Source organism: Microcoleus anatoxicus (assembly GCF_042465725.1).
GTDB lineage: Bacteria > Cyanobacteriota > Cyanobacteriia > Cyanobacteriales > Microcoleaceae > Microcoleus > Microcoleus anatoxicus.
Window position 1 is genome coordinate 3,285,018 of the sequence record NZ_CP120853.1, and the last position, 16,539, is coordinate 3,301,556.

Genomic DNA, 16,539 nt, shown 5'->3' on the forward strand with positions numbered 1-16,539 from the left:
AACTCCATTTTGAGAGCGGGTCAGAGAACCCGCTCCATCATTGTGGTCAAAATAGTTAATCAGTAGCGATTACAAAGCTACTTTTTCTGGGGTAGCCGAGGCTGTAGTTGTCGCAACAGCTTGCAAGTGTGCTTCTAGGAACCACAAGCGCTTGTCAATGGTCCGCGAAATTTCAGTATATAAGTCAGCGGTATCAGCATCGCCGAGTTCCCCTGTTTTATCTATGGCTACTCGCAGATGTTTAGCATAAGGTGCGTAGCGATCGGCCAAAGCAGTCACGTACTCTTTGCCATCTAAAATATCAAAAGGAAATTCTGGCAAAATCGAATCAGCCGCCGCTGTACGGGCTGTTCCTACAGCCAAACCCCCCAAAGCCGTCACCCGTTCCGCCACCGTATCAATATAATCTTCGAGCTCTGTTGCCATTTCATCAGTTGACCAAGAATTTGGGATACAAGCCCCGTCCTTCTAGGACGGCTTTAATTTTCCTGATTCTATTAGCAAGTCATAGTATAATACAATAATCAAGTAATTAGCAAAAAATGAAAGCAAGATTTCAGTACAGATTCTACCCGACCGACCAACAACGACAGAGCTTAGCTCAATTGTTTGGTTGTGTCCGTGTAGTCTGGAATGATGCCTTAGCTATCTGCAAGCAGTCCGATAAAAAGCCCAAATCGGCCGAACTCCAAAAGTTAGTAATTACTCAAGCAAAGCAAACGATCGAAAGAGCTTGGCTGTCAGAAGTCTCAAACATCCCACTACAGCAATCTGTAGCCGATCTAGAGGTAGCATTTAAAAACTTTTTTGATTCCTGTAAAGGCAAAAGAAAGGGGCGTAAAGTTGGTCATCCTAAGTTCAAAAAACGCACAAATAGTCAGTCTGCAAGATTGACTCGCGGAGGTTTTTCTTTCAAAGGGAACGGTGGTGTTTATCTAGCTAAAATTGGGATTGTTAACCCTATCTGGTCTAGAGAATTGCCATCCGATCCTAGTTCTGTAACTGTAATCAAGGATGGCGCTAATCGCTACTTCCTAAGCTTTGTTGTCGAGATCCAACCAATTCAAACCGAGCGTCAGAACCAAAGTATCGGCATAGATCTGGGGATTAAAACCTTTGCAGTGATGAGTAATGGCGATCGAGCCGAAAGTCCTAGTTACAAAAAACTAGATCGGAAAGTCCGCAAACTTCAGAAAAAACTAGCTCGTCAACAGAAGGACTCCAAACGTAGAAACAAAACTAGAACCCAGATAGCCAAACTAAATAATCTAATTGCAGACACTCGTAAAGACTTCTTGCACAAACTGTCTACTAAAATAGTTAGTGAAAATCAAACTATTGTTTTAGAAGACTTGAACGTATCGGGAATGGTAAAAAACCGCAGACTTGCTAGGGCGATTAGCCAGCAAGGATGGTATGAATTCCGATCGTTGTGCGAGGGAAAGTCGGAAAAATTTGGTAGGGATTTTAGGGTAATCAGTCGTTGGGAACCTACAAGCCAAATTTGCTCAGATTGTGGTTTTAGATGGGGCAAACTCGATCTCAAAGTCCGATCTGTTCAGTGCTTGAACTGTGGTAATGAACACGATAGAGATGAGAACGCAGCCAAAAATATCAACAAAGTCGGGACAGGGCATTGCCACGACTGTAAACGGACGCAGAGACAGAGTAAGACTACCTTTGGTAGCGTCAGTCGGTGAAGCGTCAAGAATCACCGCGCTCATCTGCCGGTGAGTATGTCAACATCTACTTCTAGCACGTCGATGGGTTCGTTTAGACCTACCTCTCGGATGGATTCCATCAGAGTGCTGACTTTGGCTGAGTCGTTGACTCGCGGCAGGGGGCGGCGAATCTGGTTGAGGGGTATTTCTTCTATCCTCATGGCTCCTCTTTTTTGCTGCTGATTAAATCATACTCGTAATGACTTCGACTTGGCAAGTAAAATGTATCACAGTTGCTTGAGCTCGGTCAGGATGTCCACTACAAGCTCAGCTAAAATCAAAACTGCTAAATCTCCACTATCAGAATAGTTAGCAGCATTCTAGAGATTTTTGGATTGAAAGGCTAAGCCGTCAATTTCCACAAAACGATGTTCGGTGGATTTAATAATGTGGTCTCTCTGCTAGCTGCATTCAGACTCTCCATTTTTTAATTCAGCAATGATTCTTTCTATTTTTCGTGCAGCGGGGCGTTGTCCGTAAAGTCGCGCTGCAAAACTCGTAACTACTGCCACCAAATCTTGCATTAATTCATCTTGACCGTTGTCAGTTAAATTGACAATTTCTAGTTTGACTCCTAATCTCACCAGAAGTACATCTAAATAATGTGTTCCGAATCGAGCCAAACGGTCTTTGTGTTCAACCAAAAGAATATCGTAATCATCTTGTTGCAGGAGTGTTTCTAACTGTTTTCTGTGGTCGTTCAATCCACTACCAATTTCTTTGACATTTCTGACAATTTGATAACCGTTGGCAATTGCGTACTCGGTTAATCGCTCTGATTGGCGGTTGAGATTGTCTTTGTTCTCAGAAGATGAGACTCGGCTATAAATAGCGACTCGGTTTTTCTTTGATTCAATTGATGGCGCTGGCGGCGAGTAGTCAACTATAATTAGACCACTTTCCGTTTGTCTTGCTGGATGTGGCAGTTTATTGGCTTTCCACCAGCGCCATGCGGTTGTGTAACTTATGCCTATGGCTTTTGCGTAGTCAGGTAGTTTCATTTCGTCCTCCTGACTATATAATACTACTTCTGCTTACTACTGCTTATAATATTATTAAAGTTTTACAATACAAAAACTGTGTGGATTCAAACATCTAAAATGCCCAATTGCAAATGGTTTAGCTCAATTTCTAGCGCTGCGATCGCAGCGTTGTGCCTGTGGCCGCTCCCTAGCACTCCCGCCACCGCCCAAAGCCCCCAAAATCGAGAAATCAAAATCGGTGTAGTACAGCGGTTTGGCACGAAAGCAACGGATAAGTTGACACTAAAAGCCCTACCCGGTGACAGCTTAACTTTAAGTTACAAAACTCCTCAAGGCATAAAAACCGCCCAGGTTCCTAGCATCAAGCTAGAAATCGCCGCGAAACCGCTGGAAACACCAGCAGTAGAAGAACGAGTGGTATTAAGTTCCCACCGCAGTTTTGAAAGTGCAGAAGATAGTGCTAATCAATGGCGAGCTAAGGGAATTGAAGTAGAAATTGCTCAACCTTTGCGCTGGCAAGTTTGGGCAAAAAGAGATAATTATAACTCTCCTTTAGTGCGACGTTTATTATTGCAAAGTTTGCAGGAACAAGGCAATAAAACAGCTTTTTTGGATAGCAAAGTTTTGCCCACAATCCCCCAGGCATTTTGGGTTTTAAACGGTTTTCGTTTTAACCGCAATGAGTTAGATGTGACGGCGGGTAAAAATGTGATTGAGGTTCTGGAACAAACTACTCAAGAGGCGACAGCTACTGAAAAAGAAAAAGCTATTCAACAAACTCGCCTTTATGGTGGGAGTTTGCACCTACAGAAAAATGCTTATGGCACTTATACTTTGGTCAATGAAGTGCCGACAGAAACTTATTTACGGGGAGTAGTGCCGCACGAAATTGGTGCTTTTTCGCCCTATGCTTCCCAGGAAGCACAGGCTATTTTGGCGAGAACTTATGCCCTGAGAAATTTGCGCCGTTTTGCGATCGATAATTACGAGTTGTGTGCTGATGTTAACTGCCAAGTGTATAAGGGTTTGACAGAGGTTTTTCCGCAAACGGATAAGGCGATCGCCAAAACTAGCGGTTTAGTTCTCACTTATCGTCAGGAGTTGGTTGATGCCCTTTATTCCGCTTCTAGTGGCGGGGTTACTGCGCTTTTTGGGGATGTTTGGCACGGCTCGGAACGCCCTTATTTGCGCTCCATAGTTGATGCGCCTCAGAATATTTGGGATTTGTCGAAGCAGAGTTTGTCTGATGAAAACAATTTTCGTCGCTTTATGAGTTTGAAGAAGGGGTTTAATGAGGAAAAACAAGATACTTTTCGCTGGCGCGAAGAAGCTTCTTTAACATCAATTGCTGGGTTTCTAAAACAGTATCTGCAAAAAAAACAGCATCCTTTAGCTAATTTTAAAACTATTAGTCAGGTGCTGGTGGTGCAGAGGTCTCCCGGTGGTCGAGTTTTGCAAATGAAGGTAGAAACTGACTTGGGGACAATCGATATTGATAAAGACGAAATTCGCAATGCTTTTTTCCCTCCCATCAGCACTTTGTTTTACCTAGATCCGATTTACAATCCAGACAAAACCCTCAATGGCTATGCTTTTGTCGGAGGTGGCTTCGGACATGGGGTGGGAATGAGTCAAACGGGTTCTTACAATTTGGCTAATTTGGGCTGGAGTAGCGATCGCATTCTCAGCTTTTATTTTCCAGGCGCTCAAGTTGTCCCGCTGAATGATGGGATTACATTTTGGCGACCTGAGAATCCATAGGCATCAACAATAATTAGTGTAGAACAAGTATCCAACCTATTCTTAAAAAGCTTTTTCCCAGATGTCTAACATATATTTAGGGACATGGCAGTGCCATGTCCCTAACTGACATTACCTCTGTTTGACCAGATTTCAGTGTAGCCATCAGCTCAAACAACTATTGATTAATAGCTTGGAGTGACAGCCGAAGGCTGAGGCTGTTTTTAGTACAGCGATTCTTCTTTGTGAGTTTCGATGGTGCAATCAGACTTAGGATAGGCGACGCAGGTGAGGACAAATCCAGCCTCAATTTGGTCATCATCCAAGAAAGATTGGTCTGATTGATCGACTTCCCCTTTGGTGATTTTGCCGGCACAGGTGGAACAAGCACCAGCGCGACAAGAGTACGGGAGGTCTAGTCCTGCTTCTTCGGCAGCGTCGAGAATGTAAGTATCCTCGTCAACTTCAATGGTTTGGTTAATTCCTTCAGCTTCGCTGACGAGGGTAACTTTGTAAGTTGCCATGCACTAATCCTCTCAAAAATTCAACAAGATATATAAGCTTTCCTAATGGAAACTTCAAAGCTCTATTAGCTCTGAGGTTTGCTCTTAGGTTGGTTCTCTCTCTGATAGTAGGGGAAATAAGGGAGGTTGCAACACTCATTTACAAAAAATTTGAATGGGATTAGTTATAATTTTTTCTAATTTCATCTTGATTACTTATACCTGCTGTAGTTTCTCGGCATGAGGAGGAAATATATAGTTGAATGGCATCAAGATTTGGGTCGAAAATCCCGCGATCGCATTTTTACACCAATTCAAGATTTGGGAGATCGAGCTGTAAAGCTTTGTGGCGCTTGTTTTTAGCAATTTTTGAAAATGTGACATCTAAAATCCTATGACAAATATTGATACTCGATCGCCTTTTTCGGTCAATGCTCCAATTAGGGTGGGGATTGTGGGCACTGGTTTTGCTGCTAAGTTGAGAGCCGAGATGTTGCAAACTGACGCAAGAGTTGACTTAGTGACAGTGGCGGGTCACACCCCCGACAAGACGGAAGCATTTTGTGAAGCCTTCGGCGCGGAGGCTGCGGTTTCTTGGCGCAAGTTGGTGGAAAGGAACGATTTGGATTTGGTGATTGTGTGTACGGTGAATCGGGATCACGGGGCGATCGCGATCGCGGCCTTGGAAAACGAAAAGCACGTTGTGGTGGAATATCCTCTATCTTTAGATATATCTGAGGGAGAAAGGGCGATCGAGCTAGCCACCCAAAAGCAAAAACTCCTGCACATCGAACACATAGAATTATTAGGTGGCTTACACCAAGCCATCAAAACATCTTTGCCCTTAATTGGCAAAGTTTTTTACACCCGCTACGTTACTATTACAGCTCAACGTTCAGTACCTAAGCGTTGGACTTATCAACATTCGCTATTTGGGTTCCCATTAATTGGTGCAATTTCGCGACTACATCGATTTACCGATTTGTTTGGAGAAGTGACAAGCGTGAACTGTCAAACTCAATTTTGGGACACTCAGCCAGATTTTTATAAAGCTTGTTTGTGTAACGCCCAGTTACGCTTTGCGAATGGAGTTTTTGCGGAAGCTGTTTATGGAAAAGGCGAAACTTTTTCGCAGTCGGAAAACGTTTTTACAATTTACGGAAAAGAGGGAACGCTGGTTTTTACTCCCGAATCCGGTCAATTAATTCAGGGCGAAAATAGACAAACAATAGAAGTTGGAACGCGGCGCGGTTTGTTTGCTAAGGATACAGATATGGTGTTGGAATACTTGTTAAATGGTACGCCTTTGTATGTGAATAATGCTAGTAGTTTGTATGCTTTGAAGGTGGCAGATGCGGCAAGGCGATCGAGTGAGATCGGGCAAAGCGTAGCTGCGGGTAAAAAAGCATCAATTAAGCGGGCAGAAGATTCGTGAGCCGACCCACTCTATCTCAGGACAGATGTAAAGCCGAGATTATTTGTATTCAATACTACTAATTAACTAAACTTTTAGGAAAATAGTAATGTTAGATATTGATGAAATGAGTTCAAAAGAAATAGAGCAACTTCTACACACAGTAGGATACGGTCATCTTGGCTGCATACACGAAGGCAAACCCTACGTGATGCCCATGAATTATTATATTGAAGAACAGGAAATCTACCTGTTTACCACGATCGGCATGAAGACTCATGACATAGATGCCAATCCAGAAGTCTGCCTACAGGTAGAAGAAATTCAGGATGCACTTCATTGGCGCAGCGCGATCGTCAATGGTAGAGCCTCCCGTCTCACTATCAAGGAAGAGATCGATCGAGCCATGCACTTCATCCAAGAGCGCAATCCCATGCTGTCACCTGCGATCGATCGCACCTGGATTGATGCTGAGGGACGTTCAGAGGCGATCGCCATTTACCGCATCCACGAGACTGAAATGAGTGGACGCACGACTGATGGAGTCAGCAGTCACTAAAAACTTAGATATTGCACCATTTGCAATCAGCTTTGCTATGACAGGCTCTCCTGTCCACCCCACTATAAATTAACTCTTTGTGGAACAGGAAGTCGGACTTGTTAAGCGAGAATTATCCCGTGAAAAATTAGGGATGATCTACCTCTGAGGATATGCAGCTTTTAAACCTAAGATAGATGACAAAAAATCCTGCTAATGAAAAAATAAATAAAAACTCAAAAAAAAAACAATAATAATAAGAAATCATCATGGTGAATAAAATGGAAATTACCAATAAGATTGAAATAAACAAATCTGTGCCCCGCGAGCGATGGGGTGAATTTTTCGATCAGTTTACCGATGGCAATCGCGGCCGGCATATCTCGATCGAAATCATCGGTTCAGAACTCGGTGATGCAGAACTGATTAAGAACGCACCTTTAATGGCGATGGTTTACGATCGCCCCGGCAAAGGAGATGATTTGGTAATTGAAGTGGGCAAAGATGAGGTGACTTACGCTCACACGATCGATTCACCAACCGAAGTTTTAACCGGACAAAACTCAAACGGTGTGGTGATAGCGCTTCGGATTAGCGATGCTGCTGGGACACAAACATTAATCGAGCTACAAGCTAGTTGACCGGGTTGAGCTGGTTGAGCTTAAACACCACCCAATGTTTCCTGTTTAACCGCTCCAAAATATCAAAGCGATCTCTCAAGGGCTGCGATTAGAGTCCAACGGTGAAATTGGTTCGACTAATATCTCACCACGGGCCGTGGCCACTGAGTTGACTACGACGGTTAGCGATGAAAATACAACAACTAACATGAAACAACGAAAACTCGGCAATCAAGGATTAGTAGTCTCAGAGTTAGGACTCGGCTGCATGGGGATGTCCGAGTTCTACGGGACAACCGATGAGTCAGAATCGATCGCCACCATTCACCGTGCGTTAGAGCTAGGCGTGACTTTGCTAGACACCGCTGATATGTACGGTGTCGGTAACAATGAAGAATTAGTGGGCAAAGCGATTAAAGGCCATCGCGATCGAGTCATTATCGCTACCAAGTTTGGCAACGTGCGCGGTAGTGACGGCAGCTTTCAGGGAGTCAACGGCAAACCCGAATACGTGCGCTCTGCTTGTGATGCCAGTCTCAAGCGTCTGGGCGTAGATGCGATCGACCTTTACTACCAGCATCGAGTCGATCCCCATACTCCGATCGAAGACACCGTAGGCGCAATGGCGCAGCTCGTCCAAGCCGGAAAAGTTCGCTACCTCGGCCTTTCCGAAGCCGCCAGCGCCACCATCCGCCGCGCCCAAGCAGTCCACCCTATTTCCGCACTACAGACAGAATATTCCCTGTGGAGCCGGGAGCCAGAAGCCGAGATTTTGCCCTCCTGTCGAGAACTAGGGATTGGGTTTGTGCCTTACAGTCCTCTGGGGCGCGGGTTTCTCACAGGCAAAATCAAGAGCTTGGACACGCTATCTGAAGGAGACTATCGATCGCAACGCTATCCTCGCTTTCAAGGCGACAATTTCCAGCAAAATCTAGATCTCGTCGAGCAAATCGAGCAAATGGCAGCCGCTAAGGGCATCAAAGCCGGACAGTTAGCGCTGGCTTGGGTATTAGCCCAGGGCGAAGACATCGTGCCGATTCCAGGCACCAAACGTCGCACCTACTTGGAAGAAAACATTGCCACAGCCGATGTGGCGCTGACTCCAGCAGAACTAGACAAGCTCGCCAAAGCGCTGCCATTAGGAATTGCCGTGGGCGATCGCTACCCCGATATGAGCAGCGTCAATCGTTAGGATGTCGCGCCAGTAATTGCATTGCAGTTAAATTAGCAGGTGGACATTACTACTGCTAAATTATCAACAAATCCTCACGAGCACAATCCATGAAAACAAACGCCTACGCAGCCCAAAACGCCACGAATCCACTCGCACCCTTCAACTTTCAACGCCGCGAAGTCGGCAAGCACGATGTCGCGATCGAAATTCTATATTGCGGCGTGTGTCACTCCGACTTGCATACCGTCCGCAACGAATGGCAAAACACCACATACCCTTGCGTACCCGGCCATGAAATCGTTGGACGGGTGGTAAAAGTTGGAACCCACGTCAAAAAATTTAAGGAAGGCGACACCGCAGGAGTCGGTTGTATGGTCGATTCCTGCCGGACTTGTGCCAACTGCGAGGAAGACTTAGAACAGTTCTGTGACAACACCATCTGGACCTACAACTCCCCCGACAAACACCTTGGTGGCATGACTTTCGGGGGATACTCTGACAGCATCGTCGTAGATGAAGCGTTTGTGCTGCAAGTTCCCAAGAATTTGAATCTCGCTGCCGTCGCCCCGCTGCTTTGCGCTGGAATCACCACTTATTCCCCATTACGCCACCACAATGTTACCAAAGGTCAGAAAGTTGGTGTGGTGGGACTCGGTGGACTGGGACACATGGGGGTGAAATTGGCGAAGGGTTTCGGTGCCCATGTCGTCGTATTCACCACCTCGTCGAACAAAGTTGAAGATGCCCTGCGCCTGGGAGCAGATGAAGTTGTCAATTCTAAAAATGCCGACGAGATGAAAAAACATCTCAATAGTTTCAATTTCATTCTCGACACTGTATCGGCGCCACACGACATCAACGCCTACCTCATTCTATTAAAACGCGATGGCAACCTCACCCAAGTTGGCGTACCACCCGAACCGCTTTCTCTTAATGTCGGTACCTTGATCTTTGGTCGGCGCAGTCTCAGTGGCTCCCTGATTGGCGGCATCAAAGAAACTCAGGAAATGCTGGATTTCTGCGGCAAGCATAACATTACATCCGACATCGAACTCATCCCCATTCAGAACATAAATCAAGCTTACGATCGCCTGGTGAAAAGCGACGTCAAATATCGCTTCGTTATTGATATGGCATCCTTGCAAGAGGCCGGGTAGCAGTACCCGCTCTGATAAAGTAGCGATTTTAATCGCCATGTAGTTGTTCATCCCAGTGGCTAAAGCCGCTGGGTTTCCGAACTCCCATTTATTAACATCAAGGATAAAAATCATGACAGATATGATGAGCCGCGAAATTCAGCTAGTCTCCCGCCCCAAGGGGATGCCCACCGCAGATAATTTTACGATCGCCCAAACAGAAATCAAGCCTCTTCAAGATGGGCAGGTACTCGTTCGCAATCGCTACATTTCGGTAGATCCGTATATGCGCGGACGCATGAATGAGAGCAAATCCTATGTTCCGCCCTTCGAGTTAGGCAAAGCGCTAGAAGGCGGCGCAGTCGGCGAAGTCATCGAATCGCGCGCCCAGGAATTCAAGCCCGGTGATATTGTCACTTCCAACTTGGGCTGGCGGGAATACTTCATTGCAGCGCCAACAGAGTTGCATCCCGTTAGCAGCGAAATTCAACCGCTCTCAGTTTACTTGGGCGCGATCGGCATGACAGGGATGACGGCTTGGGTGGGGTTGAATTTGGTAGAGGTGAAAGCCGGCGATGTCATTTTTATTTCCGGTGCGGCAGGTGCGGTGGGAAGTGTAGCCGGACAACTGGCAAAATTGCGCGGATGTCGTGTCATCGGGTCCGCCGGTTCAGCCGATAAAGTCAAGTTTCTACTAGAAGAATGCGGATTCGATCGCGCTTTCAATTACAATTCCGGCCCTATCCTCGAACAATTGAACCAGGCGGCACCGGACGGAATTGATGTTTATTTCGATAATGTCGGAGGCGAAACCCTCCAAGCGGCGCTGTCGGCCCTGCGGGTACACGGCCGGATTATCGCTTGTGGCGGCATCTCTGGTTACAACAAGCCGCAGCCTGGCCCAAACAATCTATTTAATATGATTGGCAAACGGTTGACAATGAAAGGGTTGCTAGTTCGCGATTGGCTCGATCGTCAAAGCGAATTTGAACAGGAAGTGGGCGGTTATTTTCAAGCTGGCAAATTGAAAAATCAGGAAACAGTGGTAGTAGGAATTGACCAGGCGGTGAGCGCGTTCATCGGTCTTTTTGAGGGAAAAAATGTCGGGAAAATGGTTGTGAAGTTGGACTAGGTGGCGACCCATTAGTGTCAACTTAATGTCAAGAATAGTATTAGTATAAAGTCTACTGATTGGCTCAGATCCCCCCTAACCCCCCTTAATAATTGGAGTTTAGACTAAGCAAGTCAAAAAGTGCGATCGTAAGCGAGACTAGCTCGCAGTTCTCAAGAACGGCAATGGTCGCTGGCGAGCTGCTATCAGACTCAACCATAATCTAAAGACCAGCGACCGTTGACGTTCTCCGAGACTTGCAATTCGAGAAAAAAACTGTCTGCGATAGTTTCAACAGACAGCGTAAGGGTAGAAAATTGAGAATTCAGCTAAAAATCTCAAATCTACCTGCAATGAAGTTAGAACAATATATCCAACAACTATCACAAGTAGAACGTCCAGTATTAGCGATCGATCATACAGCATGGTTAAGACCCCATGCACGTACCCTCAAAGAACGTACCTATGAACATCAACCTACAGCCTTACCTCACGGCATACCTGTTGGTATCGGTCAGGGATATAGTACGATCGCACTGATACCTGAAAGTATAGCAACCGCCAAGGTGGTTAAGGCATAACTTTGGGGTAAGGGCTCTCGCATTCGGGCAGATAATTTATGGGTTTTACTCAAGGATTTTGGGCCCGAATGCGAGAGCCCCTACTGCCTTAATCGCCTTGGCGGTTGCTATAGTGGCAGTTGGGCGCTGCCGTTAAGACACGAACGTATTAGTTCATAGGATTTGATGATTCTAAAAAAATATAGCGATAATATTCTATGTCTAGTTGTGACCAAATGTCAAATATTTTTAATTTTTATAATAAAATTGCAGAATAACTGTTAATTGAGCGTCAGATACAAGCTTAATTGATACTTATTTACCCATAGCTACCGTAGCCACAACAGAATAATGCTACCATCATAAATTGTGAACATTAACTCTGTGTTCTCTCTGTCCTCTGCGGTATAAAAAAAAAGAATGTTGAAACTTTACCAATATTCGATGTCGGGGAATTGCTACAAAATCCGCTTGCTGTTAACTCAGATTCATCTTCCCTTTGCCACGCTAGAAATTGACATTCTCAAAGGAGAAAGTCGAACTAAGGAATTTTTGCAGAAAAATCCCAACGGGCGGATTCCGGTGTTAGAAATAGAACCGGGCAAATTTCTATTTGAATCCAATGCAATTATGTTTTATTTGAGCGAAGGTACTGAGTTTTTTCCCAATGATAAATTTGAAAAATCTCAAGTCATGCAGTGGTTGTTTTTTGAACAATATAGCCACGAACCTTTTATTGCAACTTCTCGTTTTTGGTATTTGACTGGTAAAAGTGAGGAATTCCAGGAAGCACTTAAGCAAAAACAAGCACCGGGTTATGCTGCTTTGGGAGTGATGGAACGGCATTTAGAAACAAATGACTTTTTTGTAGCCGATCGCTATACCATTGCTGACATCGGTTTATTTGCTTATACTCATGTTGCTGGGGAGGGAGGATTCGATTTAAGACGATTTCCAGCAATTGAATCTTGGATCGATCGCATCAAAAGTCAGCCCGGATATATCAACATCGCAACTTAAGCCTGGTTGCCTGTTCGTGGGACATTTGCGTTAACCTAATTGAAAATCGTTTGTACCGCCATCCCCAAATAAATTCATGCTTGCCCGCATTCTTGAATTAGCTACTACCCTTGCACCTCGCTTAATCGAAATCCGCCGCCACATCCACTCTCACCCCGAACTCAGCGGGCAAGAATATCAAACAGCGGCCTATGTAGCTGGTGTTTTAGCTTCCAGTGGAGTTCATGCGATCGAAGGAATTGGCAAAACCGGTGTCATCGGCGAGATCAAAGGCCATAGCAACCAGTCGCGCTGGCTAGCAATTCGTACCGATATGGACGCTTTGCCGATGCAAGAACGCACCAACTTGGAATTTGCCTCGAAAAACCCAGGAGTCATGCACGCTTGCGGCCACGACATCCACACCACCGTCGGTTTGGGCGCGGCGATGATATTAGCTCAGTTGGAAGAAAAATTACCTGGTCACGTCCGCTTCTTGTTTCAGCCGGCGGAGGAGATAGCCCAAGGCGCGCGTTGGATGATTGCAGATGGGGCGATGAAAGACGTTGAGGGCATCCTGGGAGTGCACGTTTTTCCGACGATTCCCGGCGGTGCGATCGGCATTAGGCACGGGGCACTGACGGCGGCGGCGGATGACCTAGAATTGATTGTCATGGGTGAATCCGGCCACGGCGCGCGTCCCCACGAGGCGATCGATGCAATTTGGATAGCTTCGCAGATTATTACTACTTTGCAGCAGGCGATTAGTAGAATGCAAAATCCATTGAGGCCTGTGGTTTTAACCATCGGGCAAATTAGTGGGGGACGAGCACCTAACGTGATTGCCGATCGCGTAAAATTATTAGGCACGGTGCGATCGCTCCATCCTGAAACCTACGAAAAACTACCAGCTTGGATCGAACAAATTGTGGCCGGTGTCTGTCAAACTTACGGCGCAAAATATGAACTCAACTATAAACGTGGTGTACCGGGAGTGCAAAACGATCCCAGTCTCACCCAATTACTCGAAGCAGCGGCTTTAGAAACTTTAGGGCGATCGCGCGTCCAGATTTTACCAGAACCATCCCTCGGCGCGGAAGATTTTTCAATGTATTTAGAACACGCACCGGGAACCATGTTTCGCCTGGGAGTTGGATTAAAAGATCGACCCAATTATCCTCTCCATCATCCGCAATTTGAGGTCGATGAAGCCGCCATAATTACTGGGGTTGTGACCTTAGCCAGTGCTGCTTACAAATATTGGAAACAAAAATAAGAAATCAGACGGCGGTTGAAACCAGGTTTATACAAACGATGTCAGCCGGACGCGGACTGAATAAGATAACATGATTTCAACTAAAATCGGCAAGATTATTGTTGGGTACAATCCCGGCCTTAAGCAAGAAGTTAATATGGGTGGGATTAATAATCAGAATTTTGTTCAAATCCCCTTCTAGAACTTTCGTGGGAAACTCAAATCTCTTTGCGAACGATATGGACTTCTCTATCAAGAAATAGAAGAATCTTACACCAGCAAGGCCAGTTTCTTGGACAGAGATGAAATTCCCGTTTACTCATGTAATTCTTTTCAACTCAATCCGGCAATAATATTGACACTCATCGCCAGAATCGCAGTGTTAAAAAAGAAAGACAACACGCTATGCAACAAAACTAAAGACCTCATAGAGCGAGAAGTCGTCTGCACATCAGCAACTTGGCAAGTCATCCCCACCCCAAAGGAAAAATAGAGAAAATCCTTGTAGTCAGGTGCCTCGTCCCCCGGAAAATCTAAACCCTTGACCGGCTCAGATTTGATGTGATGCGGCTTTCTGGGGTTTTGGTAGTAGGCGTGGGCATAGTGCATGGTAAAGATAGTATGCACCAGCAGCCAAGACCCAACTATGGTCAAAACCGAAAGCCCCAAGTGCAGAACTAGCAACTTGGAGTCCAGGCCTTTGGTATCGTGCAGCAGGAAGAATATGGCGAGGACGCTAGCACAAGCCGCTGCCAAGATCAAGCTGAGGATCACCGCGCGACCAGCGTCGAGCTGTTGTGCGTGGTGGCGCATCATTTCTGGGGTGGCTTGCAGCATGAGCAGCAAAGTCAAACCCAGGAAGCTGACCAGGCCGGTGTCCCAAATACACAGAGCTCTCGTCAGCTTGAGATAGTCTGGTGGTAGTAGAAACCCCACAGCCATAGCCAACAAAACAGAGACCAAGAGGCGATGCCGGACTGTCCAGAGCCAGTGCGTCTTATATAGGGACTGGTTTTTCACAATTAGATTTATACCAAGTTAGGCAGAGTAGATGTCAAGGAATCCACATGATTAATGCTATTTTGGCAGTTTTTGCCCAAAAATTAACTGGACTTTGGTGGTGCGAGACTTCTCCTGCCTTTGGATAGATCGATCGCCCTCCACATTCTGGATACAGTGGGAAAAATGTAAATATGCGGTTTAACACTATGGCATCCTCCCAACCCCTCAAAGGCATTGAGTTAATCGACTGCGCTAAAGCCAACGCCCCACAAGGTATTGCCACAGCAGCCCAACTTTGCGGCTATGGTAGTGACTTTCATACATTCGATCGCGAACTTAAGCTAGCTTGCCAAAACATCGGCGTCCAATTCCAGGAATTGAGCGACTTGATTACGGATCAGCAGATGATGCAATCAGGAATGGGCATAGAGGTGGCCTCAGAACTGTAGAATCAATCTTCCGCATCTCACCCCACCAGTTCGATGGAATCTAACCTTCGGAGCAAACCAGTATTTTGACACTCCCTGTGCTGAAGCAACAGGGATTCTTAAGACCACAATGTGACTGTGCTAGCTGTTGAGGCTAGAATATCTTGCATAGGAGATTCCGACTCTTGGTATGAGTCGCGTTACTTTCCTGGTTAGGAGTGCTTTCTGGAGGGTGCTGAGATTGTTAGGAGGACTGTTGTGTCAGACCAGCAAGACCGAATTTTACGTTTATTTATAGAGGAGGCTAAGGAGCACCTCGATACTCTAGAAAATGGTTTGGTGGATTTAAAGTCCACGATGAAAGACCCCGAAAGCCTTCAAGAGATGTTTCGAGCCGCCCACTCAGTCAAAGGTGGGGCGGCGATGCTGGGCTTGGATAGTATTAAAACAACCGCTCACAGATTGGAAGATTGTTTTAAGATTCTCAAGGACGGGCCCGTTAAACAGGTTGACCAAACAGCAGAATCTTTGTTTCTCAAAGGAGTTGATACGCTTAAGGATTTGGTGCAGCGGATGTCGGGGCCTTTTGGGTTGAGGAATGAAGAGGGAGAGAAACTGGTCCAGCAAATCATGCCGGCCTTTGCTCAACTGGAAACTCACCTCAATAACTTAGTTTCTGGCAAAGTTGCTGGGGTGGCGGCTAAGTCTGGTTCGTCTGGGGCTGCTCCCACAGTCTCGACGACAAATTTTACAGCTTCGGTGATGGTGTTACTCAAAGAAATGTTGCAGGTGTTCAAGGCGAAAGAGTCGGCTGCTACTCGCCAGCAGTTGTCTGATTTGTGTGTTCGTCTGTATAAGTTGGGAACCGGTATCGAAACTTGGCAAAGTTTAGTCAAAACCGCTAGAGTGGCGATCGCCAATCCGAAAAACTCTTATAAAGTGTTAGCTCCACTGATTATTAAGGAACTTAAGGATGCTGGTGATTTGGTGCAAGGGGGGAAAGTCAAGGCGATCGCTCCGAGTAAAAATTTACTGCTTTTGGCAGCATCCCCACAAGTAGCGGCCAGCGTTCCAGCAACAGCCCCAGCGTCTGAGTCCATAGCACTTCCTGCGGAACCGAAGGCGGTAGTCAAGCTTTTGCTCAAAACTTTTAACAAAAAGCAACTCTCGGAAATAGCTAAGTTACTGATTCACGCTATCAAATCTTCTCCCTAGGACTTGGGATGCTAGAAGGTGGAAGGATGTTAGGTTTGAAGGCTTTTTTAAGGGCCAATTTCTCTGTTAGGAATTTCTTAATTGCAGAAATCATGGATTTTGTGGCATTTTCCTTCTTCCATCTTCCATCTTCCATCTTC

At 45.8% G+C, this 16,539-nt stretch carries 17 protein-coding genes and 2 pseudogenes; 14 read left to right on the forward strand and 5 right to left on the reverse strand.

Annotated features, from left to right (window positions below; translation table 11 throughout):
• Positions 1-69: 69 nt before the first annotated feature.
• A pseudogene (dps, locus tag P2A85_RS14130) lies at positions 70-432 on the reverse strand (DNA starvation/stationary phase protection protein Dps); the annotation flags it as partial.
• Positions 433-542: 110 nt separating this feature from the next.
• Here dps and P2A85_RS14135 point away from each other — a divergent pair.
• The gene (locus P2A85_RS14135; RefSeq protein WP_377481125.1) at positions 543-1,700 is read left to right on the forward strand and encodes an RNA-guided endonuclease InsQ/TnpB family protein; all 1,158 of its coding nucleotides are present in this window, start codon (positions 543-545) and stop codon (positions 1,698-1,700) included.
• A gap of 44 nt (positions 1,701-1,744) precedes the next feature.
• Here P2A85_RS14135 and P2A85_RS14140 read toward each other — a convergent pair.
• Together P2A85_RS14140 and P2A85_RS14145 are read right to left on the reverse strand one after the other, a co-directional pair.
• A pseudogene (locus P2A85_RS14140) lies at positions 1,745-1,882 on the reverse strand (ParB N-terminal domain-containing protein); the annotation flags it as partial.
• A gap of 240 nt (positions 1,883-2,122) precedes the next feature.
• A complete protein-coding gene (locus P2A85_RS14145; RefSeq protein WP_341737239.1) occupies positions 2,123-2,722 on the reverse strand; it encodes an IS607 family transposase in 600 nt (199 codons plus the stop codon).
• Between the two features lie 99 nt (positions 2,723-2,821).
• Here P2A85_RS14145 and P2A85_RS14150 point away from each other — a divergent pair, with 99 nt between their 5' ends.
• On the forward strand, positions 2,822-4,465 hold the full coding sequence (locus P2A85_RS14150; protein WP_377481128.1) for a SpoIID/LytB domain-containing protein: 1,644 nt from the start codon (positions 2,822-2,824) through the stop codon (positions 4,463-4,465).
• Positions 4,466-4,668: 203 nt separating this feature from the next.
• On the opposite strand, the gene P2A85_RS14155 is transcribed toward P2A85_RS14150, so the two are convergent.
• Complete coding sequence (locus P2A85_RS14155; protein ID WP_341731310.1) at positions 4,669-4,968, reverse strand: ferredoxin; 300 nt, start codon at positions 4,966-4,968, stop codon at positions 4,669-4,671.
• Between the two features lie 219 nt (positions 4,969-5,187).
• Between P2A85_RS14155 and P2A85_RS14160 the strand changes: the two genes are divergently transcribed.
• The 10 genes from P2A85_RS14160 (at position 5,188) to P2A85_RS14205 (ending at position 13,775) form a co-directional block, all read left to right on the forward strand.
• Complete coding sequence (locus P2A85_RS14160; RefSeq protein ID WP_377481131.1) at positions 5,188-5,310, forward strand: hypothetical protein; 123 nt, start codon at positions 5,188-5,190, stop codon at positions 5,308-5,310.
• 31 nt (positions 5,311-5,341) lie between these two features.
• Positions 5,342-6,382 (forward strand): Gfo/Idh/MocA family protein, encoded by a 1,041-nt coding sequence (locus tag P2A85_RS14165; RefSeq protein WP_377481134.1) that lies wholly within the window; start codon positions 5,342-5,344, stop codon positions 6,380-6,382.
• 88 nt (positions 6,383-6,470) lie between these two features.
• Positions 6,471-6,920: a pyridoxamine 5'-phosphate oxidase family protein gene (locus tag P2A85_RS14170; RefSeq protein ID WP_377481137.1), complete on the forward strand. Its 450-nt coding sequence runs from the start codon at positions 6,471-6,473 to the stop codon at positions 6,918-6,920.
• A gap of 248 nt (positions 6,921-7,168) precedes the next feature.
• Entirely contained in the window at positions 7,169-7,540 is a 372-nt protein-coding gene (locus tag P2A85_RS14175) for a DUF5335 family protein (RefSeq protein ID WP_377481141.1), read from the forward strand.
• A 187-nt stretch (positions 7,541-7,727) separates the two neighbouring features.
• Entirely contained in the window at positions 7,728-8,711 is a 984-nt protein-coding gene (locus P2A85_RS14180) for an aldo/keto reductase (RefSeq protein ID WP_377481145.1), read from the forward strand.
• 89 nt (positions 8,712-8,800) lie between these two features.
• Positions 8,801-9,850 carry an NAD(P)-dependent alcohol dehydrogenase gene (locus P2A85_RS14185; RefSeq protein ID WP_377481148.1) on the forward strand — a complete coding sequence of 350 codons (1,050 nt, stop codon included), beginning with the start codon at positions 8,801-8,803 and terminating at the stop codon, positions 9,848-9,850.
• Positions 9,851-9,962: 112 nt separating this feature from the next.
• Positions 9,963-10,961 (forward strand): NADP-dependent oxidoreductase, encoded by a 999-nt coding sequence (locus P2A85_RS14190; protein ID WP_377481151.1) that lies wholly within the window; start codon positions 9,963-9,965, stop codon positions 10,959-10,961.
• 332 nt (positions 10,962-11,293) lie between these two features.
• A complete protein-coding gene (locus tag P2A85_RS14195) occupies positions 11,294-11,521 on the forward strand; it encodes a hypothetical protein (protein ID WP_377481154.1) in 228 nt (75 codons plus the stop codon).
• Between the two features lie 399 nt (positions 11,522-11,920).
• Positions 11,921-12,520 carry a glutathione S-transferase family protein gene (locus P2A85_RS14200; protein ID WP_377481157.1) on the forward strand — a complete coding sequence of 200 codons (600 nt, stop codon included), beginning with the start codon at positions 11,921-11,923 and terminating at the stop codon, positions 12,518-12,520.
• Between the two features lie 76 nt (positions 12,521-12,596).
• On the forward strand, positions 12,597-13,775 hold the full coding sequence (locus P2A85_RS14205) for a M20 family metallopeptidase (RefSeq protein ID WP_377481160.1): 1,179 nt from the start codon (positions 12,597-12,599) through the stop codon (positions 13,773-13,775).
• Between the two features lie 312 nt (positions 13,776-14,087).
• Here P2A85_RS14205 and P2A85_RS14210 read toward each other — a convergent pair whose 3' ends face one another.
• Positions 14,088-14,717 carry a DUF1345 domain-containing protein gene (locus P2A85_RS14210; RefSeq protein ID WP_377481163.1) on the reverse strand — a complete coding sequence of 210 codons (630 nt, stop codon included), beginning with the start codon at positions 14,715-14,717 and terminating at the stop codon, positions 14,088-14,090.
• 245 nt (positions 14,718-14,962) lie between these two features.
• Here P2A85_RS14210 and P2A85_RS14215 point away from each other — a divergent pair, with 245 nt between their 5' ends.
• Together P2A85_RS14215 and P2A85_RS14220 are read left to right on the forward strand one after the other, a co-directional pair.
• Positions 14,963-15,205 carry a hypothetical protein gene (locus P2A85_RS14215; protein WP_377481166.1) on the forward strand — a complete coding sequence of 81 codons (243 nt, stop codon included), beginning with the start codon at positions 14,963-14,965 and terminating at the stop codon, positions 15,203-15,205.
• A gap of 237 nt (positions 15,206-15,442) precedes the next feature.
• Positions 15,443-16,399 (forward strand): Hpt domain-containing protein, encoded by a 957-nt coding sequence (locus P2A85_RS14220; protein ID WP_377481169.1) that lies wholly within the window; start codon positions 15,443-15,445, stop codon positions 16,397-16,399.
• The last annotated feature ends 140 nt before the right edge of the window (positions 16,400-16,539 follow it).

Coding starts and splice junctions, on each gene's coding strand:
- P2A85_RS14190 (WP_377481151.1), top strand. CDS start 9,963: ATGACAGATATGATGAGCCGCGAAATTCAGCTAGTCTCCCGCCCCAAG.
- P2A85_RS14150 (WP_377481128.1), top strand. CDS start 2,822: ATGCCCAATTGCAAATGGTTTAGCTCAATTTCTAGCGCTGCGATCGCA.
- P2A85_RS14195 (WP_377481154.1), top strand. CDS start 11,294: ATGAAGTTAGAACAATATATCCAACAACTATCACAAGTAGAACGTCCA.
- P2A85_RS14215 (WP_377481166.1), top strand. CDS start 14,963: ATGGCATCCTCCCAACCCCTCAAAGGCATTGAGTTAATCGACTGCGCT.
- P2A85_RS14205 (WP_377481160.1), top strand. CDS start 12,597: ATGCTTGCCCGCATTCTTGAATTAGCTACTACCCTTGCACCTCGCTTA.
- P2A85_RS14160 (WP_377481131.1), top strand. CDS start 5,188: ATGAGGAGGAAATATATAGTTGAATGGCATCAAGATTTGGGTCGAAAA.
- P2A85_RS14165 (WP_377481134.1), top strand. CDS start 5,342: ATGACAAATATTGATACTCGATCGCCTTTTTCGGTCAATGCTCCAATT.
- P2A85_RS14175 (WP_377481141.1), top strand. CDS start 7,169: ATGGTGAATAAAATGGAAATTACCAATAAGATTGAAATAAACAAATCT.
- P2A85_RS14200 (WP_377481157.1), top strand. CDS start 11,921: ATGTTGAAACTTTACCAATATTCGATGTCGGGGAATTGCTACAAAATC.
- P2A85_RS14155 (WP_341731310.1), bottom strand. CDS start 4,968: ATGGCAACTTACAAAGTTACCCTCGTCAGCGAAGCTGAAGGAATTAAC.
- P2A85_RS14145 (WP_341737239.1), bottom strand. CDS start 2,722: ATGAAACTACCTGACTACGCAAAAGCCATAGGCATAAGTTACACAACC.
- P2A85_RS14170 (WP_377481137.1), top strand. CDS start 6,471: ATGTTAGATATTGATGAAATGAGTTCAAAAGAAATAGAGCAACTTCTA.
- P2A85_RS14135 (WP_377481125.1), top strand. CDS start 543: ATGAAAGCAAGATTTCAGTACAGATTCTACCCGACCGACCAACAACGA.
- P2A85_RS14180 (WP_377481145.1), top strand. CDS start 7,728: ATGAAACAACGAAAACTCGGCAATCAAGGATTAGTAGTCTCAGAGTTA.
- P2A85_RS14185 (WP_377481148.1), top strand. CDS start 8,801: ATGAAAACAAACGCCTACGCAGCCCAAAACGCCACGAATCCACTCGCA.